This is a genomic window from Leeuwenhoekiella sp. LLG6367-2.1 (genome assembly GCF_045055775.1).
GTDB lineage: Bacteria > Bacteroidota > Bacteroidia > Flavobacteriales > Flavobacteriaceae > Leeuwenhoekiella > Leeuwenhoekiella aequorea.
This window is the reverse complement of the sequence record NZ_CP159331.1, coordinates 523867-549172: the sequence shown is the minus strand read 5'-3', so window position 1 is coordinate 549172 and position 25306 is coordinate 523867. Positions and strand designations below refer to the sequence as shown.

Genomic DNA, 25306 nt, shown 5'->3' with positions numbered 1-25306 from the left:
AAGATTATTTATAAAATGGATTCTGTATTAAGGCTTTATTCGTAATCAACTCATTTTCACTTATAGGTAAGTAATGGCTGTTAGGATCTTGTAATTTTGTAGTAATACTTTGCTGTTGATTTGCAGGGGCACTTTGTAAAGCAACGCTTAGTAATATATCGAGATGCGCATAATTCTCTTTACGAGCATTGCGTAGAATATCAAACCAGCGCTTGCCCTCAAAGGCTAATTCACGAGCGCGCTCTGCAAGGATATAGAGTCTAATGCCGTCTTGATTATCTACGCTCAATTGCTCTTGAGTTTGACGTATCGCATTGCGTTTTTCACGTAGTTCATTAACTATAGCGAGGGCCTCTTCTCCGCGGTTTAACTCATTAAGAGCTTCCGCTTTCATGAGTAATACATCTGCGTATCTGTAAACAAACCAGTGTGTATCTGATTCTTGTAATGATTTTCTAACGACTGTATTGAGACCGGTATATTTATAAATTTCATTAGTCCCCGGTACTAATGAACCACGTTCTCCACGAATATCTTTATTTTCAGGGTTATTAAAATCTACTCCAAAAATTTGCTCTAATACGGGAGTGGCAGCCAGATACTGTGGACGCTGAAAAAATAAAGTGTAAAACGGATTAAGATTTTGAGTTGTGTACTGAAATTCAAAAATGCTTTCAGAAGAATTTCCTTGTGCATAGACAATGTTTAACCATTGCGAATTACCATTAATTAGTGCAAAATTACCTGTATTTATAATCTTGTTTGTTGCGTTTAAAGCCTCGTCATAATTTTCCATCCACAGATAAACATCGGCCTGCATTGCATTTATTGCATGCTTAGTAATGCGGCCTTTGTTTTGATCACGAGTACCATAGTCTTCAACACCTAGTCGTTCTGCTTCATTGAGGTCCAAAAGAACCTGAGCAAAAACTTCGGCTTGTGTGGAGGTAGGTATTTGAAAATTTTCTTTGTCAGATAAGGTTGCTGATAACTTAATAGGAACATCCTTAAATGTACGGGCTAGTGTAAAATACAAATAGGCACGTAGTGCCAAAACTTCAGACAGATAATTATCGAGTTGTTCTTGTGTTAAAGTAGGATCCTGATCTATAACACCAGGTGCCAAGTCAATTACCGTATTGCAATAGTTAATAACGCGGTAAAAAGAAGACCAGTTTGATGTTGTATTAGAGGGTAAAATATTTGTAGTTAACACATCACGCTGATCTTCTGTCGCAAAGGCACCAGGACTAACCATACCGCCACGTAACTCGCCATACATGAAAATGTATTCTGCAATTGTTATATCGCTTTCAGACGGGGGTGGGTTAAGTAATGAAGAATACACCCCTATTACACCAGCTTGTATATCTTCTTTTGTTTTCCAGAATTCATCACGTACTGTACCATCTTCTGGTTTTAAGTCTAGGTACGTATCACAAGACTGGGTAAGTATGGTAAGTATTACTAGTAGTGTATATATTAGATTTGTGCGCATAACATAAATTTTAGAATCGTGTTTGAATACCTATGGTGAATCTTCTAGTAGGAGGTGTTCGTGAATAGTCTATCGCAATAGAAAATGGATCGCCGCCGCGCATACTTACTTCAGGATCTTGTCCACGATAGTTTGTAAATGTGAGAAGGTTATCTGCAGTTAGAAAAACACGCAGATCATCAATTTTCATTTTATTTAAAAAAGGTTTGCCAAAATTGTAACTAAACGTCGCCGATCTAAATCTTAAGAAGGAAGCGTCTTCTACATAGCGATCAGATCCTAACCAGTTATATCCACCGCGGTAAATTGCCCTAGGAATATTAGTCTCATCTCCTGGGTTACGCCATCTTGACAAAACTGCTGTACTTTGATTATCGTAAGAGTATAGATTAGTAGTACGCATATCTGTCCCGTTTATAATATCATAATTTAGTCTGTAGGTAAAAAACATTAAGAGTTTAAACTGTTTGTTAAAGGTTATTGTAGGACCAAAACCTCCTGTAAATTTTGGGTTGCTATTTCCTAGGTATACTACATCCCGACTATCTATATTACCATCCTTATTGATGTCTTCATAAATAGCATCTCCTGGTTGGAACACGTAATCAGTAGCTGGAAAATTAAAACGCATATAAACGTCCTGACCATTAGGACCTATTATGACATTGTTATTTGCATCTCTGGCCTTAGTTGCTTCCAGATCTGTATATACTCCTTTAAAACGATAGCCATAGAAAGATCCAAATGGATTATCAATTTGTAAGAAGCGTTTAAACTCTCCGTTGCGATCGATGTTACCGCTTTCACTAGGAAAGAATTCTGAAATCTCACGTATTATATTTTGATTTTGAGAAATATTAAAATTAAAATCTACTTGCCACTTATTAGATTTGTAAGGGGTGGTATACAAACCTACTTCCCAACCTTGATTATCTATAGTCCCTACATTTTGATCAGAAACACTCCCATAACCCGAAACAGAAGAAATGGCGAGGTTTTCAAAAAGAAGATTAGTTGTGCGGTTTTGGTATACATCAACATCAAGTATTATTTTTTTATTAAAAAGTTGAAGATTTAATCCTAGGTTTTTCCCGGTTAAGGTTTCTGAACGTAGGTTATCTAACTGAACATTTTGAGGATAAACACCGTTTAATCCTAAATATTCAGTGTCAAAATTTCCATATATATTAAAATACCGGTAATCATATCTGGGTGTCCCTCCAGATTGACCATAACTGGCTCGTAAGCTTAAATCGTCCAAGTAATCAAAATTTTTCATGAACGACTCACCCGAAACTCTCCATCGTGCTGAAATAGAAGGAAACAGGGAATACCGATTGTCTGCACTAAATTTTGAATTACCATCACCGCGTATTCCAACATTCAAGATATACCTATCAAGTAGACTATATTGAGCGCTTACTAAAGCAGCAACACTTCGAGACTGACTGTTATTAGTGTACAAGCGTAAGTCAGAATTTTGTGTTCTCGATGGTACGGAAGGATCTGTTAATAATGATGAGGCGGTATTTGCAGTTAAAGCTTGATGTGACTCATATCTATAATCATTTGTTTGTAAGCTAAAAAGCGCTTGTAAACTTTGATTCACACCTAAGTCTGGGGTATAAACTAAATTTGTTTTTGAAGTTACGGTTGATGCATCGACATCTGCATCAGAGGCTTGATTTACGACCGTTTCTGTTATGGGTCGTCCGGTAGCGTTTTGAGGTAAAAATGCTTTTGCTTTGGTGCTGTTGAAGTCAAACTGAAGGTCAAATGTTGATATTAAGCGCTTAGGAATCAAATCTACCTGTAAATTAAAATGCGGTACAATACGGTCTCCTGTTTGTTTGTTGCTGGCATATTCAGCAAGTGCGACAGGATTATACGTACTGGGATATGCACCCTGTATATTTATAGCCGGTGAGAAATAATTAGGTGTTAGATCACCTACATCGTCATACTCATAAATACTCATGTTAGGCATCTTGGTATAGGCAACACTTCTTAATCGATCACGGTCTGATGTACCAAAAGTATTTACATAGTTACGATCTGTGTCTGTATGTGTATAGGAGATATCTGTCCTAAAACGTATACGGTCTGAAACAATATAATCTAAATTTAACCTACCATTTATACGTTCAAAACCGGTTCCCTTAGTGACTCCTTTAGAATTGTAATATCCTACCGAAGTGTAATAACGTGCTTTTTCACCACCACCTTGAAGAGATAAGGTATGTTCACCGGTCAACCCAGTTTGAGAAATTGCATCTACCCAGTCTGTATTATTTCCATAGTTTTTAAAGAAATAGACCTCTTGAGGATCATACTGAAATTCTTTGACCGTAAGAGTATTTAGAGGGATACCATCGCGATTCATAAATTCTTCGGGGATCAATTGAGAGTATTGATCACCATTAAGCATAGGTATGGTGTTAGGTAATTGAGAGTAGGTGCCAGTAAAATTATACCCTATTTTTGGAGATCCCACAGACCCCCTTTTTGTATTTATAACTAAAACACCACCTGAAGCACGTGACCCCCACATTGCTGTTGCTGCAGCATCTTTTAAAATGGTAATGCTTTCAATATCTGAAGGTGCAATATTTAATAATGCTGCATACCCTTGTTGATCTGCTGTTCCAAAGTTGAAATCTTGAGGAATTGAGGTTTCATAAGGCATCCCATCTACAACTATTAAGGGATCTGAGGAGCCCGAAATTGATGAGGTACCTCGTATTCTAATTTGCATACCTGCACCGGGATCTCCAGAACTAGCAACAATATCAACTCCCGGAACACGACCCTGTAATGCTTCATCAATTGAAGCAGCTTGTGTATTTTCAACTTCACTTGCATTTACAGTGACATTACTGGTTGTTTGATTGCGCTCTGCTATATTAAGTAAACCGCTTTCAACTTTTTTATCAACAGTAATCATTACAGCTTCCAATTCATCAATAGATGTAGAAAGTTTTACAATATAACTGCTTTTTCCTGTAAGCGGTATCGTTTGCGAGGTATAACCCAGAGTTGAAATTACCAGTTTGTTAGAAGGGCTTTTGACACGTAGAGCAAAGTTTCCGTCAAAATCAGATATAACACCAGTTACGGTACGATTATCTGTATCCTGTTCTGCAATAGTAGCTCCCGGAATTGGTTGGCCATTTGAAATATCAATTATTGTTCCCCGCACTACTAAATCACTGTTTTGAGCATTCAAAGCAGCGCTTGAAAAAATCAGCAATAGGAGTGTGAAACAATAGAAAAAATAGGTAGTTTTTTGTCTCATCTTACTCTGTATATAAAAGATAGTTGTCAACTAGGTGAATTAAGGTTCGATCTGCCAGATTATTACTTAAGGCAGGGATATAATTTGCTACTCGATTTGCAGCATCTGTAAAAAATAAATCCTCTTGAGCACTGCTAATATTGATGTATGTCTTTTCGCCTAGTTCGTCTTTTAATAAAGTTTCAGTAAGGCCATTTATCAGCCCGTCGTCAGACGCCGTACGTGTCGCTAAAATGTGATATTTAATGAAGTCTGATACATTATCCTTTTCCCCTTGTGTGCTTGGATTGTAATTGGGGATTCCTGTAGCTGTATCTCCCGGAAGTACACCATCTCTTACTGCTTGTATAATAGCATCATTATTAGGTATGGCAAACGTGTATGATGTACCCAACTCTATACCATCTATAACACCTGCATTTCTATCATATAGTGTAGCATTCTCCAAGTAACTATAGAAATTTGCATACTCAGATCCAGGTACTTCTGCGAGTCTTTTTAAGTCTAAACCTTGTGGTTCTTCACTAAATTCTAGAAGTTTATCTATATAATATGTTCGACCATTGCGCTGATCTTCAGAACCGATTATATTTACACGATTATTTAAAACCTCATTTCCAGCCGCGTAAACCTGACCATTTTCCCACTTAATGTATTCTCCCGGTAGATCAAAATCTCCAGAGCGAATGATACCTGATCCTGACAAATCATTTAGTTCATCATTAGGAGTAGGTACAATTCCATTAAATAGAACACGTAAAAGACGTGATCTGGCAATGTTAGCCGGTAAGGTATTGCCTTCAGGAGAGGTATATGTGTAGGAAGACGTAGGTATATCGTAACCAAAACCAAGATCTGCTAATACGGTATCAGAAGGTAAAAACAATGTATATCTTGCAGATAGGTTACTTATAATTTCACGAAAACTTGAACCATCATTAAAAAGGCGTGTAGCTAACGTGAATTTTGGGTCTAAATATGCTGAAGTGTAAACACTATAGAAGAGGTTTGATTCTTGAACTTTATTCGTTCCATAGAAAAAGCCATTACTTAATACTTTAGCTTCAATAACATTAGTATTGAAATCAATACGTAAATCTTCTCCAAGTTCATTATTATAACCTGAAGCTAGTGTGGGCCAAACGGCGCTTTGCACCATGTGCGCATTAAAAAAGTCTTCAAACACATATTTTGGTAGCTTATTAAGTGCTGTGTAGTGCTTAAGTAAAATGTCATCAACAAACCCTTGCAGAACTGTATTTTCGGGTACTATTAGGGTGTAGGCCTCACTTTGGCCATCATTGTCAGACTCTTTAATATAGTTTTCATTATTTGGAGAAAACGACAAAGCAGCGTCATAAACTTTCACAAACACATTGTCTGAATTACGAGTGAAGTTTTGATAAGTTGTTGTAGCTTCTTGATCAAATACGTAATTCACCAGATTATTTTCAAGCATACTTCTAAAGAGGCTATAATTACTACTCTCTTCAAGTTTTTGATCGAGGTTAATTAATGGTAAAGAAACTTCACTTACCTCGTGAATAATACCATTTTCTGCAATGATATCTTTTTCTACTGCTTCCGCCTTAAGCACATTAAAACCGGTATATGTTGAATTAGGGAAGAAATAATTATAGTCGCTAGCACCTAGGCCTGCATTGGTCATGTATTCCTCCAAAAAATAGGTGATGTGTTTATTATTGTTGTCGCCAGGAATATAGGAATCTCCACCAAGTGAATTGTTTCTGTTTGATCCAACAACTACCATAGATTGCCCATTTACAATTTTTGTTTGAAAGCCATCATAGTAAGCAGTTCGCCTTCTAAAAGAAGTACTTTCTTCCCACCCTATTCGTGATTGATAATCACTTAGACGTTCAGTTCTAAACGCATTATAAATAAGTGCATAGCGTACAATTTTCGCTGCAGTTATTGAATCTATTTCAGAAACGGTAGAAATATTATTTTCAGCAAAATATTTAATAAATGCGGCATCATTAGGAGCCATCATAGTCCAATATCCAGACTTGCTTAAAATGTTTTTATAACCTGCTTTATTAATAAGTGCAGTAAAGTTTGAAAAGTTACCTCGCGCTTCTAGTTGTTGAAAAATAGGATCCTCTAGATCATCAGGACGTGCGTAATACTCATTTACTTCTTCTCTGCTACAACTTGTTAGAGTAATTAGTACAGACAGGAGTAATAAATAATGATGTAATTTTTTATTCATTCTTAAAATTGTTAAGACATAATGAGTTTAATGCTTGAAACAATTGCGAAATCGTTTGCATTCAAATGTAATGGGCAGTTATTAGCTTGGCGTCCTGTACTTTCCTGTTATTAAATAGATTAAACGTTTTACCTGCTATATTTTAACAAGAAAGGGTCGTGAGTGAAGTGATTTGTCGGAATTTTTGACACTTTTGAAGAGATGCTTGTGTTTTTAATTTCTTTAATTATGAAAAATTAATCTATAATTATAAGTTTTTATACGCGAGAATGAGCTATGAATGATGATTTTTTAGGAATTATGTTAATTATGTGGAAATACTTAAGTCGATGATTATCTTAATATTTATACTGTTTTAATCAATCGTAAAAAGTGTTAATTGGGAGGAAGCTTATTAGATTATATATGTAGTAAAAAAATCAAGTAAGCGAGTAATTATAGAAAATTCTATGAGAAATGAAATAATTTTAGATTTTATGAAATAGTTTATAGAATTAACGTGCAATTCTTTGTTTTATTTATAAACTATGTTATGTTTGTGTAATCGATTGTATAAAATTTTATTTAGTTTCAATCGTTTTAGTCATCCCGTTAAATCGAGTTTGTTAGATTATGAAAGTCCATCCAATAAATTATTTTGCATTTGTATTTCTTATTGTAAGCATTGCTTCGTGCAAGAATAATTCTGCGAAGAGCGAAGAAATGTTAAACGAGCAGAAGGTAGATACATTGGCTCAGCAACTCTGGTCTGTACAAATGGCAGAGTCTATTATGCTACGTAATCCTAAAGCTTCTCAAATTGATGGGAGAGAAGATGCTAAATGGGATTATGTACATGGCTTAGTATTAAAAGGGTTTTTAGATTTATACGATGTATCTAAAAATCAAAAGTATTACGATTATGCAGAACATTACGCAGATTCACTTATTGAAGACGATGGTGCTATAGCTACCTACACTATAGAAGACTATAATATAGACATGATTAATGCAGGGAAGCTATTATTCCCTATATATACTAAATCAGAAGATGAAAAGTATTTAAAAGCCATACAGCTTCTAATGAAGCAACTTCAAGAACATCCTAGAACATCTCAAGGCGGTTTTTGGCATAAAAAGCGTTATCCTTCTCAAATGTGGTTAGATGGTTTATATATGGGAGCACCATTTTATGCAGCATACACTAGTAAATTTGAAGAGGGTAAGAATCTCAATGATGTTGCGCTACAATTTGAATTAATTCAAAATAACGCTTTAGATTCAAAAACTGGTTTGCTTTATCACGGTTGGGATGAAAGCAAGGAACAAAAATGGGCTAACCCTGAAACGGGTGTTTCACCTCATTTTTGGTCCAGATCATTAGGCTGGTATGCAATGGCGTTAGTTGACGTACTTGATTATTTCCCTGAAGATCATCCTAAGCGAACTGAACTTATTTCTTATTTAAAGGAGTTGTCCGTAGCAGTGGTTTCATTTCAAGATGAGAGTGGCTTGTGGTATCAGGTAACTAATAGGGGAGATAAAGATGGAAATTATTTAGAAGCTTCAGGTAGTGCGATGTTTGCATATGCTTTTGCTAAGGGTGCTAATAAAGGCTATTTAGATGATAAATTTAAAAATGCTGCAAACAAAGCATTTGACGGTTTAATAAACCGGCTTATCGTGAGGGGTAGTGATGGTACAATCACCTTAACTCAAGTTTGTGCAGTGGCTGGCCTTGGAGGTAACCCATACCGCGATGGTTCTTTTGAGTATTACGTTAATGAGCGTAAACAAGACAACGATCCTAAAGGAACAGGCCCGTTTATTATGGCAGCATTACAATTAGAACGATAAACACCATTCAAATAAAAAGGATATGAAAACAAAATTTTTAGTTGGGGCTTTTGCATTTTTAACATTAGCAGCTTGTAAAGAAAGTAATGAGGATAAAGCCGAAATTAAAAAAAAGGATATATCTGAAGAAAAGATGGGGGCTACCTATGCAGAACTTTCAATTAAAGAAGGTGGAAGCTGGAACACAGAGACTAGAGAATATGTAGAGGGTAGTTTTAAAAATGTTGATTACTTAGAGGTGCCTGCAGCGCATACAGATCACTCTTGGTACATACGTTATGAAGGACCAGGTTGGGAGAATAAGCAAGTTGCTTATCGGTTATATTTAGATTGGCGTAATGCACTTGATATTTTTGGAAAACGTGTAGATACGTTGGTATTACCTTACGTGGGGCAAGATGGGTTTGATTCTTATCACGAGAATGCACCTTGGGGGCAAGATATCTTGAAAGCCGGTAAATCTATGGGAATTGGCGGCTATGGTCGTTTTACGGGCGATACGATAGCTCATTTTAATACAGTTGAAAAAACTACAGCTAAGGTCGATAATTCAGATACAGTTTCTACAATAACCATAAATTATACAGGGTGGAAAACTGGAGAGGTTAGTACAAATTTAAAATCTGAAATAAGTATTTTTCCGCAAGATCGTTTCTTAAAAATAAGTTTAACGTCAGAGTCGGAGATAGAAGGTTTAGCAACAGGAATCGTGAAATTCGATGATATTCCACTTATTGAGCAGGCTAGTGAAAATGGAAAGTGGGCGTATTTAGCTACTTACGGTAAACAAACACTTGCCGGTGCAGACGATCAGCTAGGGATGGCACTGTTTTATAATACAGCTCAAGCCACTCTTGCAACTGGACCAGATGATCATTTGGTAATCTTTAACCCCTCGGTTAATACACAGACTTATTATATTCTAGCAGCTTGGGATCAAGAAAAGGGAGGCATAACCAGCAAAGAAAGTTTTATGGCAGATTTAAATTTAAAGCTTCAAAAGCTAGAGGCAGAAGGGGTACTGGAATAAAATTTAAATTTTACCACATAGTACAGGATAAACTGCCAAAAAACATAACGTAACTTTCAAAAAAGATTAATACTATAAAAGCAGCCTAAAAATAAAATGTATTTTTTACATTTAAAAAGGATTCCGTAATTTACGATCTTTAAGAAAATTACAATTAAAAAATTAAACATGACAAACTCAGAATTTAGATTCGCACACCATCCAGAAGATGTAAAAAGATATACTACTAAAGAACTTAGAGAGCATTTCTTAATCCCGGATGTATTTGTAAAAGATGAGATTAATTTAACCTATACCATGTACGACCGCTATATCGCGGGTGGTGCATTCCCCGTTAGTAAGGCGCTAAAATTAGAGGCTATAGATGACTTAAAGGCCCAGCATTTCTTAGATCGCCGTGAATTGGGTGTTATCAATGTAGGAGGTAAAGGTAAAATAACAGTTGATGGTACTGTTTATGAACTTGGTAATAAGGAAGCTTTATATGTAGGGAAAGGAGTAAAAGAGGTGATTTTTGAAGCTACCGAAGATCAACCGTATTTTTATATCAACTCTGCGCCGGCGCACCATGCGTATCCTACAAAAAAAGTAACTAAAAATGAAGCGGAAATTGTTGAACTAGGTGATTCTAAATATTCTAACAAAAGGGTAATTAACAAACTTCTTGTAAACAGTGTTGTAGATACTTGCCAACTGCAAATGGGAATGACGGAGTTAGCGCCGGGCAATGTATGGAACACCATGCCAGCACATACGCATACCCGCAGAATGGAAGTATACTTCTATTTTGATCTTGAAGATGGGCAAACTATTAGCCATTTTATGGGACAACCAGATGAAACACGTCATATTTTTATGAAAAACCATCAGGCAATTATCTCTCCAGAATGGTCTATTCACTCTGGAGCGGGTACTTCTAATTATACTTTTATTTGGGGTATGGCTGGTGAGAATATGGATTATGGTGATATGGATGGCGTTTCACCAGAAGATTTAAAATAAAATGAGTTTATTCAATTTAGAAGGTAAAACAGCTTTAGTAACAGGCTGTAAAAGAGGAATAGGTTTCGCAATGGCGGAAGCTCTTGCAGAAGCAGGAGCAGATATACTGGGAGTTTCAGCATCTTTAGAAATTTCAGGATCGGCAATAGAAAAAGCGGTTTTAGCAACCGGAAGAAAATTTACGGGATATCAATGTGATTTTTCAGATCGTAAATCATTATATGCGTTTATAGAAAAAGTAAAAGATGAAAATCCTGTAATCGATATATTAGTTAATAATGCGGGTACGATATTGCGCGCTCCTGCAGCAGAACACAGTGATGAATACTGGGATAAAGTAATCGAGGTAAATCAAAATGCACAGTTTATACTAAGTCGGGAACTGGGCAAAGAAATGATTAAGAAAGGTAGTGGTAAAGTAATTTTCACTGCCTCATTATTAACTTTCCAAGGAGGGATAACTGTTCCAGGTTATGCTGCCTCAAAGGGTGCAATAGGTCAACTTACAATGGCTTTGTCTAATGAGTGGGCAGGAAAAGGTGTACAAGTTAATGCTATAGCACCGGGTTATATCGCAACAGATAATACCGAAGCTTTACGGGAGGATCCAGAGCGTAGTTCTTCAATATTAGGGAGAATTCCTGCGGGCAGATGGGGACAGCCTGATGATTTTAAAGGTCCTATAATATTTTTAGCTTCAAAAGCCAGCGATTATATGAGCGGTCATGTAATGACTGTAGATGGTGGCTGGATGGGTAGATAATTTTTTTTATTCCATAGATAAAATCTCTTTTAGATCGAAATACGTTAATACAATGAGTTCAATTAAGACCTTAAATCCATTAAATAGCACATTTATCACAGATAATTTTTTACTGCAAAACAAATTTGCAGAAGAATTATATCATAATTATGCTGCTTCACAGCCTATAATAGATTATCACAATCATTTACCACCAGAAGAGATTGTAGCAGATCACCAGTTTAAAAATCTTACGCAGGTATGGTTAAAGGGAGATCACTACAAATGGCGTGCTATGCGCGCATTGGGCGTAGATGAGTATTTTATTACAGGAGATGCTACGGATGAAGAAAAGTTTTTAGCTTGGGCAAAAACGGTTCCGCATACTTTGCGTAACCCATTATATCACTGGACACATTTAGAATTAAAACGCTACTTTGATATTGATGAATTACTTAATGAAGAAACAGGCCCTGCAATTTATGAAGAAGTAAACCGCAAATTGCAAATGCCAGAATACAGCTGCAATGGTTTACTTAAAAAAATGAATGTAGAGACAGTTTGTACTACAGAAGATCCGCTTGATTCATTAGAATATCACAAAGCATTTGATGCTGAAAAAGCTGGTTTTAAAATGAGTACTGCATTTAGACCTGATAAAGCAATTTTAATAGAAACCGATACCTACAACACATACCTTAATGATCTGGCAAGTGTTGCGGGAGTAAGTATTAACTCGTATAATGATTTAAAGGCAGCATTACGTAAACGTATAGAGTATTTTAATCAAAATGGATGTACACTATGTGATCATGGTTTAAACTATGTGTCATGGGAGCCAGCAACCGATAGTCAAGTTGATGAAATTTTCAAAAAACGTAGAGATAGCGCTAAGTTAACCAAACTCGAAGTAGAGCAGTTTAAAACAGCAATTCTTGTGTTTCTGGGAGAAGCCTATCATGAATTCGGTTGGGTACAACAGTTTCATCTGGGTGCTTTACGTAATAATAATAAACGTATGCTTAGTCAGCTAGGTCCGGATACAGGCTGGGATTCTATAGGAGACTATAAGCAGGCAGAAGGGTTGTCAAGCTTTTTAAATGCACTTGATAGTAAAGATAGATTAGCAAAAACTATTATTTATAATCTAAACCCCGGAGAGAATGAGATTTTTGCTACGATGATAGGAAACTTTAATGATGGTAGTATACGTGGTAAAGTTCAATGGGGGTCAGGCTGGTGGTTTTTAGACCAGAAAGATGGTATGGAAAAACAACTAAATGCCCTTTCAAATATGGGGTTGGTAAGTTGTTTTATTGGAATGCTTACAGACAGTAGAAGTTTTTTATCGTTTCCGCGTCACGAATACTTTAGACGCATACTTTGTAATTTATTAGGTAAGGAAATGGCCTCAGGAGAGATCCCAAAAGATATGAATCTGGTAGGTGAGATGGTAGCAAACATTAGTTATCACAATGCTAAGAATTATTTCAACTTTTAAAATTAATGATTGATACAAAAAAGATAGTAACCTTTGGCGAGGTATTATTGCGACTTTCTCCTCCTGAAAATCGGAAATTAATGCAATCGAAATCATTAGATTTTTTCTTTGGTGGCACAGAGATGAATGTTGGTGCTTCGTTATCATTTTTAGGTGAGTCCGTAAAGCATATTACCGCAGTTTCTAATGATATTGTAGGGGATGCAGCTATTTATAATATGCGTCAATATGGTCTTGATGTTTCTGCTGTACAAAAGGTTAATCATCCTATAGGGCAGTATTTACTTGAAGTTGGCTCGGGAATGCGAAGTAGTCAGATTGCTTACAATAGGCTAAATGGGTCTTTTGCTAATATTCAAAAAACAGATTGGGATACAATATTTGCAAATGCGGATTTCTTTCACTGGACCGGGATAACTCCAGCAATCTCAGAAGCCGCATATCAAGAATTAAAAGTCGCTTTAATTTCAGCGAAAGCAAAAGGAATACAAATTACAACCGATCCTGCATACCGCAGTAATTTATGGCAATATGGGCGTAATGGCCAAGAGGTTTTAAAAGAATTAGTAAGTCTATCAACGATTTTTATAGGCGGCGTAAATGAAATTAATGAAATATTAGGAACTTCATTTACTCTTGATAAAGAAGGCTTTATCGAAGCCAGTAAGCACCTCATGACTGCTTGCCCAAATATCACTCAAATTTTTGATAAAATACGTACTGGCTTAAGTGCCTCTTGGCAAAAAATTTATGGGAGAGCCTGGGTGGATGATATCTACTTTGAAACTTCAGAATTAGAAATTACACAAGTTGTAGATCGTATAGGTACCGGTGATGCCTATGCTGCAGGACTTATCTATGGTTTAAGACATTATGATACAGAAAGGGCACTTGCTTTTGCTAATGCAGCTTGCGCTTTAAAACATACCATTTTGGGAGATGTTAACCTAGTTTCTGTTGCTGAAATTACAGAAGTGATGCAAGGAAATACAGGAGGAAGAATTAAAAGATAATAAAAACAAAATGGCAAAATATACGCGAATAGAAGCGGTTACCCGAATGCAGGAAAATGGAATTGTACCGGTTTTCTATCATGAGGATTTAGAGGTCTGTAAACAGATTTTGAAAGCCTGTTACGACGGTGGATCTCGTGTTTTTGAATTTACAAATCGAGGAGATTATGCCCATGAAGTTTTTGGTGAACTGAATAAATATGCCAAAGCAAATCTTGAGGGTATGATTCTAGGTATTGGGTCTGTTTTAGATGCCAGTACGGCCTCTTTATACCTTCAATTAGGAGCAAATTTTATCGTCTCTCCTATTGTAAATGCAGAAATGGCAAAAGTTTGCAACCGTAGAAAAGTAGGGTGGATGCCCGGTTGTGGATCGGTGACAGAAATATCGTATGCAGAAGAGTTAGGTGCAGAAGTTGTAAAGATTTTTCCGGGTCAACAAGTAGGTGGGCCAGACTTTGTAAGAGCAGTAAAGGGACCATTGCCATGGGCAAGTATAATGCCTACCGGTGGGGTAAGTCCTACCGAAGAAAATCTAAATTCCTGGTTTAATGCTGGTGCTCACTGCGTAGGAATAGGATCAAAACTCTTTATTAAAAACGCTGAAGGCATATTTGATTATCCTGCAATAACGGTTAAAATTAGAGAAGCTCTTGATCTGGTTAAAAAAATTAGATCATGAAAAATTACTTAAAATATATTTTATTCTCTGTAAGTATAGCATTGCTGCTAAGTAGTTTCAGTTGTGCAGAAATAAACGAAACGCGTGTTATCAAACTGGCACATGGCTTAGATGTTACGCATCCCGTACATAAAGCCATGATTTTTATGGGAGAGCGGCTTAAAGAAAAATCTAATGGCACATTATCACTGGATATATATCCCAGTCAGCAATTGGGTTCTGAACGTGAGTGTCTAGAGCTTTTACAGATAGGTAGCCTAGGAATGACTAAAGTTTCAACCGGAGTTTTAGAAAATTTTGCACCACAATTAAAAGTTTTCGGTCTTCCTTTTTTATTCAGAGATGCAGAGCACCGTTTTGCAGTTTTAGAAGGTCCTATAGGTGAAGAATTATTAAATGCTAGCATTCCGCAGCGACTCAAAGGCTTAACCTTTTATGATGCAGGAAGTAGAAGTTTTTATACTAAAAAACGAGTTGAAAATCCTGAAGATTTAAAGGGATTAAAACTACGTGTGATGGAAAGCCAGACTGCTATGAATATGGTTAAAAGTCTTGGCGGATCTCCTACTCCAATCGCTTGGGGAGAGTTGTACACTGCATTACAACAAGGTGTTGTAGATGGTGCCGAAAATAACTTACCTAGTTTTTATCTATCCCATCATTACGAAGTCTGTAAATATTTTATTGTTGATGAACATACCGCTTTGCCAGACGAATTATTGATAAGTACCGTAATCTGGAATAAACTTTCTGAACAGGAACAAAAGTGGGTAAAAGAGGCTGCAATGGAATCTCTTGAATATGAGAAAAAAATCTGGCACGAGGCCGAAATGGAGGCTTTGAGAGAAATACAAAAAGCGGGTGTAGAAATTATTAGACCAGAGAAGGAGTCGTTTAGAAAATTAGTACAACCTATGTATGAGGAATTTGAACAGAACCCTGAAATGAAAAGATTAATTAAGGCCATTCAAGCTGTAAAGAACAATTAATATGAAAAGAGCATTAGATAAAATATTAGGTTCGATTTTAGTTTTTTTAATGGCCTCAATCGTTATAGCGGTCTTATGGCAGGTATTTTCAAGATATGTATTACAAGCTGCAAGTTCATTTACCGAAGAAATTGCACGATATCTTTTAATTTGGATAGGCATTTTAGGAGCTGCATATGCTTCAGGTCAGCAAGAGCATTTGGCTATTAATATTCTTCCACCAAAATTAAATCCCGAAAATCGTATAAAACTGCGGATAGGTATTAATATTCTAATTATACTCTTCGCATTTTTTGCACTGATTATAGGTGGGGGAAATCTAGTCTATGTTAATTATGAGCTGGGTCAATACTCCGCAGCTTTAGGCCTGCCTTTAGGTATCGTATATATGGTACTTCCTATAAGTGGAGTCTTAATAATATTATATAAATCTATAGAATTATCAAATCCTAAAAAATACTTGTTGTCATGATTGAGATTTTAATTCTTGTGCTAGTGTTTTTTGTACTCCTTGCTATCGGAGTTCCAGTAGCATGGTCTATCGGTATTTCGTGTCTACTTACTATTATGGTTTCTATAGACTCATTAGCTAGTTTTACGACCATCGCCCAGCGCATGGCAACAGGACTTGATAGTTTTTCACTACTAGCTATACCATTATTTGTATTGGCTGGGCAGATTATGAATCAAGGAGGTATAGCTCTGCGCCTTATTAATTTTGCCAAAGCCTTAATGGGGGCATTACCAGGAGGACTTATTTATGTAAATGTTATTGCGGCAATGCTTTTTGGTGCAATATCGGGTTCTGCAGTGGCTGCGACTTCTGCTATAGGTGGTATTTTAGGACCATTTATGGAAAAGGAAAATTATTCCAAAGAATTTGGGGCAGCGATAAATATCACGGCCTCTACAACTGGTCTAGTAATACCGCCGTCGAATGTACTTATTGTTTATTCCCTAGCAAGTGGAGGTGTTTCTATTGCATCATTATTTCTAGCAGGATATATACCAGGAATTTTAATGGGGTTAGCATTAATGTTAGTTGCTGCAATCTGGATTAAGAAAAAAGGTTATCCTGCTGGAGAACGTAGTAATATGAGTGTTGTTTTGCGTACCTTTTTTGACGCTTTACCTAGTTTATTTTTATTAGTTGTGGTTATTGGGGGTATTGTGACAGGAGTTTTCACCGCCACAGAGGCTTCTGGTATCGCTGTATTATATACCCTAGTACTTTCATTTGCATATCGTGAATTAAAAGTTTCAAGTTTAAAGAGTATATTCTTAAGTTCAGTAGGTACCACGGCTATTGTTATGTTATTAATTGCAACTTCTATGAGTATGTCGTGGGTCATGTCTTTCGAAAATATTCCTCAAAATGTAAGTGCGGCATTATTAGCATTAAGCGACAATAAATTTGTAATTCTTATTATTATTAATGTTTTACTACTTTTTGTAGGTACGTTTATGGATATGACTCCTGCAGTTCTCATATTTACGCCAATTTTCTTACCCGTGGTAACCAGTATGGGTGTAGATCCTGTACAATTTGGAATAATGATGGTGATGAATTTATGTGTAGGTTTATGTACACCGCCAGTAGGAGCTGTACTTTTTATTGGAGTTGGAGTAGCAAAAACTTCAATCCAGAAAATAATGAAGCCCTTGCTACCACTTTATGCGGTAATGGCTATCGTATTACTTTTAGTAACATTTATTCCGGCAATCAGCCTTTGGTTACCTTCTTTATTTGAATAAATAATATTTCTAACGTAGATAAACAATGAAAAATTTAACTAGACAAAATTCAGGATATACAGAAAAACTACCTATAAGAGTTATTCAATTTGGGGAGGGTAATTTCTTGAGAGCTTTTGTAGATTATATTATAGATAAACTTAATAAAGAGGCTCATTTTAATGCAGGTGTTGCAGTAATTCAGCCGCTTGCAAACGGATTAATCAAAATGCTTAACGAGCAGGATGGGTTATATAATCTATTTTTAAAAGGAATAAAGAATGGTAGTGAGACTGAAGAGATTCACACAATATCGTGTATTCAGCAGGGGATAAATCCCTATGAAGATTATACATCCTACTTGGCTCTTGCGAAAGAAGAGGCATTAGAATTTATGATATCAAATACCACAGAAGCAGGTATCAGCTACGATGATCAGGATACATTAGAAGGTGCTCCGCATAATAGTTTTCCTGCAAAGGTTACTGCATTGCTATACAAGCGTTTTAGTCATTTTGAAGGAGCTGCAGATAAAGGATTGACGATAATTCCATGTGAATTAATTAATCATAATGCAGATACGCTTAAAAAAATAATTTTGCAGTATGCAGATTTATGGAAATTAAGCGATGCTTTTAAATCTTGGATTGAAAATCACAATAGTTTTCATAATACTTTGGTTGATCGTATCGTGCCTGGTTATCCTAAGGATGATATAGAATCGTATCAAAGTCAGCTTGAATTTAAAGATAACTTAATAGTTTCCGCTGAGACATTTTTACTATGGGTGATTGAAGGCGGAGCTGCTTTGAAAGAAAAAATTCCATTTCATAAAATTGAAGAGAATATACTTGTAGTAGAAGATATGCAACCTTACAGAACCCGAAAGGTGCGTATTTTAAACGGAGCGCATACCACTATGGTTCCATTCTCTATTCTATATGGTAATGATACGGTTAAAGAAACTATAGATGATACATTTACTGGAAGGTTTGTACGGGATGCAGTATTTAATGAAATCAACCCTACATTAGATTTGTCTGATGAAGAACTAAAAGTATTTGCAGATGCTGTATTTGATCGTTTCAGAAATCCGTTTATAAAACATCAACTTTCTAGCATTGCTCTAAATACAGTTTCTAAATTTAAGGTTCGAGTATTACCCAGTTTATTAGAATATAAAGAAAAATACAATCGATTACCTTTTAATCTTACCTTTGCATTCGCGTGTTTAATTCGATTTTACAAGGGCAATTATAAAGAGCAGCCTTTACCAGTCCAAGATGATGCAGAAGTTGTTGCTGTATTTAATAAGGCATGGTCGTCAAATAATTTTAATCACATTGCTCATGAAGTTCTAAGCTATGTATCATTTTGGGATCAGGATCTAAGTAAAATTGATGGTTTAGAAGCTAGTATTGTCAAGGCTTTGGAACTTATTGATATTCACGGCATAGAAGAAGGATATAATAATTTTAAAGAGTTATGATTAACTCTCTTAATAATGAATAAAATGAAAAGTAAGCTTATAAAAGTACATCCCGATGATAATGTAGCCGTAGCACTTGTAGATTTATATGCGGGAGATAGCTTACAATTTGAAGGAATGACAATTTCAGTTCTTGATGACTGTAAGGCAAAACATAAAATTGCATTAGCCAATCTGGCTGCAGGAGATTCAATTTATATGTATGGTGTTCTGGTGGGGAAGACTTTGAGTCAAATACCCTTGGGAGGAGTTCTAACCACTGAAAATATAAAACACGAGGCGAACACGGTTTCAAAAAAAACAGAGACTGTCTCATGGACAGCACCCGACATCACAAAGTGGAAAGACCGTACGTTTATGGGATACCATAGAGAAGACGGACAAGTAGGTACTGCAAATGTTTGGTTATTTTTTCCACTGGTATTTTGTGAAAATCGAAATATTGAATTACTAAAAGATGTTTTTGAAAAAGAACTTTCTTTTCACAAAGCAAGTAGGCAGCGTCAGTTATTGCGTAACTTAATTCAGGGGATGCCCGAAGATACCGCTATACTTGAAATAGAAGAAGAACAGGCTATCTTTGACAATATTGAGGTAAAATTTATTACTCATCAAGGTGGATGTGGCGGAATACGACAAGATTCTGTAGCGCTTTCAAAATTACTTGCAGGTTACGTTAATAACCCCAATGTTGCTGGAGCAACTGTTTTAAGTTTAGGTTGCCAAAACCTGCAGATTGATATTTTTAAAAATGCACTTGCAAGCATAACTAATGATGTTAAAAAACCGGTTTTAATTTATGAACAACAAGCCGAGGGAACTGTAGATGCGATGCTTGCCAAAATTATAAAAGACTCTTTTGAAGGTATTAAAAATGCCAATAAGATACAGCGCAAACCAGCCTCTATAGCTAAATTAAAAATGGGTCTAGAATGCGGTGGTTCTGATGGATTTTCTGGCATTTCGGCTAATCCTGCATTGGGATATGCTTCAGATCTTCTGGCAGCAGTAGGTGGTTCACCTATTTTATCAGAATTTCCTGAATTATGCGGAGTAGAGCAGGAGTTAGTAAATCGCTGTACCAGTGATGCAGATGCAATGCGTTTTATGCAGTTAATGAAAGCATATGAAAAATCTGCTATAGATGCCGGCTCAGGTTTTGATATGAATCCCTCGCCAGGAAATATTAAAGACGGTTTGATTACAGATGCTATGAAGTCTGCAGGTGCAGCAAAAAAAGGAGGAACCTCACCTATACAAGCAATACTAGACTATGGGGAGTATGTGACTAATCCAGGTTTAAACTTGTTGTGCACGCCAGGTAATGATGTAGAAAGTACCACAGCTATGGTGGGTTCTGGTGCTACTGTGGTGGTGTTTACAACCGGTCTGGGAACACCTACGGGAAACCCGATTGCTCCGGTTTTGAAGGTTGCTTCAAACAGTACGCTCGCCAGACGTATGCCAGATATTATTGATATTGATAGCGGCGGTGTTATAAGGGGCGAAAAAACCATTGAAGAAATGGGTGAAGAAATATTAGAATATGTAATTCAAGTTGCAAGTGGTGCAATTGAATCTAAAGCAGACACTTTAGGGCAAGATGATTTTATTCCTTGGAAAAGAGGCGTCTCCCTATAATGTAAACAGCATTAATTAAAACTAAGGGAGTTACAGATTTACTGTAACTCCCTTTTTTGATGATGTCTCCCGTTCATAGAGCTCGGGCATTAAAACTACTTTTTTTTCTACTTTGACACTTTTAGATTGATCATTAATTTGCTCTAAAAAAACCTGAGCTGCAATTTGACCCATTAGCATCGGAGTTTGCCCAACGCTGGTCAACGGACACTCTAAATATTTTGTAAAAGGTTCATTACTAAAGCCTACAACACCAACCTCCTCGGGTATTTTTATTCCGCGGCTACGCAATTCTCTTAATCCTCCTAATGCTACATAATCACTGGCAGAGAAAAATGCATCAAATTCAATATTTTTATCAAGGAGCTCTTTTACAGCTTCAATGCCCGCTTCAACAGTACTACTAACTTCAAGTATAAGATTGTTGTCTATAGCTATATCATATTCTCTTAATGCTGCTATATAACCATCGTAACGGTGCTTATAAATCTCCAATTTAGAATCTCCTCCTATATGGACTATATTTCTATATCCCTGTTTGATAAGATGTTCTGTAGCCATAAATGCACCTTCATAATCGTTTATGGTAACCGAACTCACCCCTCTTATATCTTTTTTACGGTCAAAAAAGATAAGAGGCACCCCATCATCTTGTATTTCTTGAATATGCGATAAGTCTTCTGTTGTTTTAGAAACTGAAATAAATATTCCATCTATATGCGTATTGAGTAATGTTTTAATCTGGCGGGCTTCATTAGCCACGTCTTCGTGTGACTGGCAAATAATGACGTGATAACCCTTAGGAGTCAGCTCTTCTTCAATGCCACGTATTACAGAGGCAAAAAAAGTGTGATTAATATAGGGTACGATAACACCTACGTTAAAAGTACGACCACTTTTTAATGCTAGAGCTAACGTATTTTGTTGATAATTTAATTCTTTTGCCATTTTTAAGACTAGTTCTTTCGTCTTAGGACTTACCCGGTTACTATCATTTAATGCTCTTGAAACCGTCGCTGCACTGATATTTAATTTTTTTGAAATATCATAAATGGTAATCTTTTCTTTTTGGCGCATGTTTTTCTAATAAATACTAGTTACCAATATAAAATTATTTTTCTTTATAAATGTCTTATCACGTCGATCATAATTGTACTATTTAAACCGCAAGCTTAAATATTTAACTGTTAAAAGTCTCATATTTCATAATTTATAAAAGTTTTTAATTGTTTCTTAACATAATTTATATATTTTTATACAATCGATTACGCAAAAATAATATTTGAGTAAACTAACAGCGTAAATAGTAAAACTTATGAGAAAAACAGCACACACAATGCCTGCTTGTTCGTTACTGCTTTATTTAATTCTTTTATTTCCACTATTAGCCAATGCTAACAATCATTCAAAAATTTTTAGTATCAGAATGAATAATAGTGCGTCAGAATTTGAGGAAATAAGCGGAACAGTTACAGATGCAGATGGAATTCCTTTAGGAGGCGTTACCGTATTAGAAAAGGGTACTACAAATGGAGTAGTGACTGATTTTGATGGTAATTACTCAATCGATGTAGTAAGCGAGGACAGTATTTTAGTCTTTTCTTACATAGGTTTTCAAACGATTTCGGAAGAAGTAGGAGAGCGGAGGATCGTTAATATCACCCTACAACCAGATACTGTTGCACTGGATGATTTAATAGTCGTAGGCTATTCTAAAGTCTCGAGGGAAGAATTGACTTCAGCAGTTTCCTCAGTAAATTCTGAACAAATCAAAGATATTCCTTTAAATAGTGCAGCAGAGGCTATTCAAGGTCGTCTTGCGGGGGTTCAAGTTTCTACAACTGAGGGAGCTCCAGGAGCAGATGTCACCATTCGTGTGCGAGGTGGTACTTCTATAACACAAGATAATAGTCCATTATATATTGTTGATGGAATTCAGGTTGAAAATGCCTTATCTATTCTTTCTCCTCAAGAAATAGAGTCAGTAGATGTACTTAAAGATGCGGCTTCAACATCGATTTATGGTGCCCGCGGTGCTAACGGTGTTGTTCTAATTACAACAAAAGGAGGGAAAGCTATTCCTACGCAGGTTACTTACAGCGGGTATATGGGTGTACGTCAAATCGTAAACAAATTACCAGTTATGAATCCGTATGAATATGTAAATTATCAATACGAACTTTATAATTTTCCCGGAGATGAATCTTTGTCCAATACATTCACACAACGTTATGGGACCTATGCAGACTTAGAGAATTACAGAAATATTCCTTTTCAAAATTGGCAGGACGAAGTTTTTGGTCGTGAGGCTTTTAATCAAACGCACAACTTAAGCGTAATAGGTGGGTCTGAAGTAACAACATTCAGTCTTACGATGAATCATGTTGAAGAAGAAGGAATTATGCTTAACTCAGGTTATAAGCGTGATGCCGCAAATTTTAAATTTGATCATAAAATAAATAGTAAAGTAAAATTTGGTGTTAATGCCAGATACAGCCGCAGAAAAATAGACGGAGCAGGGACTTCTTCAACTGGTTCACAAGGTTCAAACCGATTGAGAAATGCGGTGCGTTATCAACCCTTTACAGGTCCTGGAAATGAAAACTTTGTGGATGAATTTGATCCCCAATATGCAACACTGACAAATCTTACAAGTCCGGTTTTGTTAGCTAATAATGAGCTTCAATTTGATTACCGCAATGATTTAATTCTTAATAGTTATTTAAGTTATGAGATTTTTAAAAATTTAACCTTTAAAAGTGTAATTGGTTATGTTCAGAATGATCGGAAAACAAATATTTTTAATGGTAAAGTGACTAGTGTTGCGCGGGCTAATGCAGATATGCCCGTGGTTGATCTACGTAACAGTCAAACGCGCAGAGTAACTAATTCAAATACACTTAACTACAATTGGAAAATTAATAATCTACATAGACTGGATGTTTTATTAGGTCAAGAAACAGTACGTACTGATGGAGAATCTGGAAGGACATATGTAAAATGGTTACCTTCAAATATAACAGCTCCTGAGGCATTTGCAGGTATTCAACGTGCAACTCCTCCGGCCGGCCAAGTACAAGATCCTCCAACTTCAGAAGTGTATATTGATAGAATTATATCCTTTTTCGGGCAAGTTCATTATTCTTTTGATAAAAAGTATCTAGCAACATTATCAGTAAGAACAGATGGCTCTAGCGTATTTGATCCTAATTATGGTTATGCTACGTTTCCATCTATTCAACTTGCGTGGAATGCTAAAAAGGAAGCCTTTTTACAAGATATAAACTGGTTAAACTCACTAAAAATAAGAGCGAGTTATGGTACTTCTGGAAACAATCGTATTGAACCATTTTTATATCGTACTTTCTTTGATGTGTCGAGTACAAATGGTTATGCCTTTGATCAAAGCATTACTCCGGGTGCTGCGCCTCCATCTGAATTAGCAAACCCTAATGTAAAATGGGAAAAAACAATTTCTAAGAATGTCGGGATTGATTTTAGTTTCTTTAATGATCGTCTTTTTGGAAGTATAGATGCTTATGTGACAGATACTGATGATCTGTTACTGAGAGCCAAAATACCTCAGACTAGTGGCTATGAATTTCAGTTTCAAAACAGTGGGGCTACACGTAACAAAGGGGTAGAATTAGCCCTTGGAGGTGATATAGTTCAAAATCAAGATTTTAGATGGAGTGCTAATTTTAATATTGCAACTAATAAAAATACAATTAGAAGTCTAGGTCAGAATACAAATGGGGGTAATGTGGACTCCTATTTAGAATCTTCTGGCTGGGTTAATAATATTCGCGATTTTAAAGTTGAGGTTGGGCAGCCTATAGGTCAATTTTATGGTTATTTAACAGATGGTTTTTATACCGTCGACGATTTTAATTATGACGCAGGGACACAAACCTATACACTTAAAGATGGTGTGCCAAGTTCTAGTGCTGCGGCTTTAGGATCTAAAGGAGTAAACCCTGGTGATCTTAAACTGAAAGATCTTGATGGAGACGGAGTCATTGGTGATGAAGATAAAACTGTACTAGGTAATCCACAACCTAAATTCTATGGAGGCTTAAATCAACAAATAGCGTACAAGAATTTTGATATGAGTGTATTTGTAAATTTTTCTGTCGGTAATAAAGTTTATAACGCTAACAAAATAGAGTTTACCAGTCAATACTTATATCGTGATAATAATATGTTAACCGAAGTTAACGGTCGATGGAGGAATTTTGATGATCAAGGTCAGCGTGTTATGGATCCTACTGCACTGGCAACTCTTAATCAAAATGCCACCTTCTGGACACCTCCTAGTGGGCAATACATTCTGCATTCTTATGCTATTGAAGATGGTTCTTATTTAAGGTTAAGTAACATTACTCTGGGGTACTCATTACCGGACACAGTTCTTGATAAGCTTAAAGTATTTTCAAACTTTAGATTTTACGTAACTGCGAATAACTTGCTTACATTAACCGGTTATTCTGGTTATGACCCTGAGGCAAATACAAGACGAGGCAATCCATTAACACCTGGTGTAGATTATGCTGCATACCCACGTAGTAGATTTATTCTTAGTGGAGTTAATATCACATTTTAAATAATCTTAAAATGATAC

General features: G+C 36.1%; 17 protein-coding genes. 13 read left to right on the top strand and 4 right to left on the bottom strand.

Annotated features, from left to right (window positions below):
- Positions 1–4: 4 nt before the first annotated feature.
- The 3 genes from ABVM53_RS02435 to ABVM53_RS02425 are packed head-to-tail and all read right to left on the bottom strand — an operon-like array spanning position 5 to position 7026.
- Positions 5–1498: a RagB/SusD family nutrient uptake outer membrane protein gene (locus tag ABVM53_RS02435; RefSeq protein ID WP_405329070.1), complete on the bottom strand. Its 1494-nt coding sequence runs from the start codon at positions 1496–1498 to the stop codon at positions 5–7.
- A gap of 10 nt (positions 1499–1508) precedes the next feature.
- The gene (locus ABVM53_RS02430) at positions 1509–4793 is read right to left on the bottom strand and encodes a SusC/RagA family TonB-linked outer membrane protein (protein ID WP_405329067.1); all 3285 of its coding nucleotides are present in this window, start codon (positions 4791–4793) and stop codon (positions 1509–1511) included.
- 1 nt (position 4794) lies between these two features.
- Entirely contained in the window at positions 4795–7026 is a 2232-nt protein-coding gene (locus ABVM53_RS02425; protein ID WP_405329064.1) for a fasciclin domain-containing protein, read from the bottom strand.
- Positions 7027–7638: 612 nt separating this feature from the next.
- Here ABVM53_RS02425 and ABVM53_RS02420 point away from each other — a divergent pair.
- The 12 genes from ABVM53_RS02420 (at position 7639) to ABVM53_RS02365 (ending at position 20685) form a co-directional block, all read left to right on the top strand.
- Positions 7639–8862, top strand: coding sequence for a glycoside hydrolase family 105 protein (locus ABVM53_RS02420; protein WP_405329061.1), 1224 nt, complete (start codon positions 7639–7641; stop codon positions 8860–8862).
- 22 nt (positions 8863–8884) lie between these two features.
- Positions 8885–9892, top strand: coding sequence for a DUF4861 family protein (locus ABVM53_RS02415; protein WP_405329059.1), 1008 nt, complete (start codon positions 8885–8887; stop codon positions 9890–9892).
- Positions 9893–10060: 168 nt separating this feature from the next.
- Positions 10061–10894 (top strand): 5-dehydro-4-deoxy-D-glucuronate isomerase, encoded by an 834-nt coding sequence (kduI, locus tag ABVM53_RS02410; protein ID WP_405329056.1) that lies wholly within the window; start codon positions 10061–10063, stop codon positions 10892–10894.
- A 1-nt stretch (position 10895) separates the two neighbouring features.
- Positions 10896–11657, top strand: a complete 762-nt coding sequence (locus tag ABVM53_RS02405) for an SDR family NAD(P)-dependent oxidoreductase (RefSeq protein WP_405329053.1) — start codon at positions 10896–10898, stop codon at positions 11655–11657.
- 52 nt (positions 11658–11709) lie between these two features.
- Positions 11710–13137 carry a glucuronate isomerase gene (gene uxaC, locus ABVM53_RS02400; RefSeq protein ID WP_405329050.1) on the top strand — a complete coding sequence of 476 codons (1428 nt, stop codon included), beginning with the start codon at positions 11710–11712 and terminating at the stop codon, positions 13135–13137.
- Between the two features lie 5 nt (positions 13138–13142).
- On the top strand, positions 13143–14150 hold the full coding sequence (locus ABVM53_RS02395) for a sugar kinase (protein ID WP_405329047.1): 1008 nt from the start codon (positions 13143–13145) through the stop codon (positions 14148–14150).
- A 10-nt stretch (positions 14151–14160) separates the two neighbouring features.
- Positions 14161–14832: a bifunctional 4-hydroxy-2-oxoglutarate aldolase/2-dehydro-3-deoxy-phosphogluconate aldolase gene (locus tag ABVM53_RS02390; RefSeq protein ID WP_405329044.1), complete on the top strand. Its 672-nt coding sequence runs from the start codon at positions 14161–14163 to the stop codon at positions 14830–14832.
- Positions 14829–15821, top strand: a complete 993-nt coding sequence (locus ABVM53_RS02385; protein WP_405329041.1) for a TRAP transporter substrate-binding protein — start codon at positions 14829–14831, stop codon at positions 15819–15821. The genes ABVM53_RS02390 and ABVM53_RS02385 overlap by 4 nt, the downstream gene beginning before the upstream one ends.
- Position 15822: 1 nt before the next feature.
- A complete protein-coding gene (locus ABVM53_RS02380) occupies positions 15823–16293 on the top strand; it encodes a TRAP transporter small permease (protein WP_405329038.1) in 471 nt (156 codons plus the stop codon).
- Positions 16290–17576 carry a TRAP transporter large permease gene (locus tag ABVM53_RS02375; RefSeq protein ID WP_405329035.1) on the top strand — a complete coding sequence of 429 codons (1287 nt, stop codon included), beginning with the start codon at positions 16290–16292 and terminating at the stop codon, positions 17574–17576. Before ABVM53_RS02380 ends, ABVM53_RS02375 begins: the two co-directional genes overlap by 4 nt.
- 25 nt (positions 17577–17601) lie before the next feature.
- Positions 17602–19044 (top strand): tagaturonate reductase, encoded by a 1443-nt coding sequence (locus ABVM53_RS02370; protein WP_405329032.1) that lies wholly within the window; start codon positions 17602–17604, stop codon positions 19042–19044.
- A gap of 24 nt (positions 19045–19068) precedes the next feature.
- Positions 19069–20685, top strand: a complete 1617-nt coding sequence (locus tag ABVM53_RS02365) for a UxaA family hydrolase (RefSeq protein ID WP_405329029.1) — start codon at positions 19069–19071, stop codon at positions 20683–20685.
- Positions 20686–20715: 30 nt separating this feature from the next.
- Here the strand turns inward: ABVM53_RS02365 and ABVM53_RS02360 are convergent, their stop codons facing one another.
- On the bottom strand, positions 20716–21762 hold the full coding sequence (locus ABVM53_RS02360) for a LacI family DNA-binding transcriptional regulator (RefSeq protein WP_405329026.1): 1047 nt from the start codon (positions 21760–21762) through the stop codon (positions 20716–20718).
- A 238-nt stretch (positions 21763–22000) separates the two neighbouring features.
- Between ABVM53_RS02360 and ABVM53_RS02355 the strand changes: the two genes are divergently transcribed.
- Positions 22001–25288, top strand: a complete 3288-nt coding sequence (locus ABVM53_RS02355; RefSeq protein ID WP_405329023.1) for a SusC/RagA family TonB-linked outer membrane protein — start codon at positions 22001–22003, stop codon at positions 25286–25288.
- The last annotated feature ends 18 nt before the right edge of the window (positions 25289–25306 follow it).

What these genes read in the sequence shown, in the direction of transcription:
- ABVM53_RS02435 (WP_405329070.1), bottom strand. Translation starts at nt 1,498, where the DNA reads ATGCGCACAAATCTAATATATACACTACTAGTAATACTTACCATACTT.
- ABVM53_RS02430 (WP_405329067.1), bottom strand. Translation starts at nt 4,793, where the DNA reads ATGAGACAAAAAACTACCTATTTTTTCTATTGTTTCACACTCCTATTG.
- ABVM53_RS02425 (WP_405329064.1), bottom strand. Translation starts at nt 7,026, where the DNA reads ATGAATAAAAAATTACATCATTATTTATTACTCCTGTCTGTACTAATT.
- ABVM53_RS02420 (WP_405329061.1), top strand. Translation starts at nt 7,639, where the DNA reads ATGAAAGTCCATCCAATAAATTATTTTGCATTTGTATTTCTTATTGTA.
- ABVM53_RS02415 (WP_405329059.1), top strand. Translation starts at nt 8,885, where the DNA reads ATGAAAACAAAATTTTTAGTTGGGGCTTTTGCATTTTTAACATTAGCA.
- kduI (WP_405329056.1), top strand. Translation starts at nt 10,061, where the DNA reads ATGACAAACTCAGAATTTAGATTCGCACACCATCCAGAAGATGTAAAA.
- ABVM53_RS02405 (WP_405329053.1), top strand. Translation starts at nt 10,896, where the DNA reads ATGAGTTTATTCAATTTAGAAGGTAAAACAGCTTTAGTAACAGGCTGT.
- uxaC (WP_405329050.1), top strand. Translation starts at nt 11,710, where the DNA reads ATGAGTTCAATTAAGACCTTAAATCCATTAAATAGCACATTTATCACA.
- ABVM53_RS02395 (WP_405329047.1), top strand. Translation starts at nt 13,143, where the DNA reads ATGATTGATACAAAAAAGATAGTAACCTTTGGCGAGGTATTATTGCGA.
- ABVM53_RS02390 (WP_405329044.1), top strand. Translation starts at nt 14,161, where the DNA reads ATGGCAAAATATACGCGAATAGAAGCGGTTACCCGAATGCAGGAAAAT.
- ABVM53_RS02385 (WP_405329041.1), top strand. Translation starts at nt 14,829, where the DNA reads ATGAAAAATTACTTAAAATATATTTTATTCTCTGTAAGTATAGCATTG.
- ABVM53_RS02380 (WP_405329038.1), top strand. Translation starts at nt 15,823, where the DNA reads ATGAAAAGAGCATTAGATAAAATATTAGGTTCGATTTTAGTTTTTTTA.
- ABVM53_RS02375 (WP_405329035.1), top strand. Translation starts at nt 16,290, where the DNA reads ATGATTGAGATTTTAATTCTTGTGCTAGTGTTTTTTGTACTCCTTGCT.
- ABVM53_RS02370 (WP_405329032.1), top strand. Translation starts at nt 17,602, where the DNA reads ATGAAAAATTTAACTAGACAAAATTCAGGATATACAGAAAAACTACCT.
- ABVM53_RS02365 (WP_405329029.1), top strand. Translation starts at nt 19,069, where the DNA reads ATGAAAAGTAAGCTTATAAAAGTACATCCCGATGATAATGTAGCCGTA.
- ABVM53_RS02360 (WP_405329026.1), bottom strand. Translation starts at nt 21,762, where the DNA reads ATGCGCCAAAAAGAAAAGATTACCATTTATGATATTTCAAAAAAATTA.
- ABVM53_RS02355 (WP_405329023.1), top strand. Translation starts at nt 22,001, where the DNA reads ATGAGAAAAACAGCACACACAATGCCTGCTTGTTCGTTACTGCTTTAT.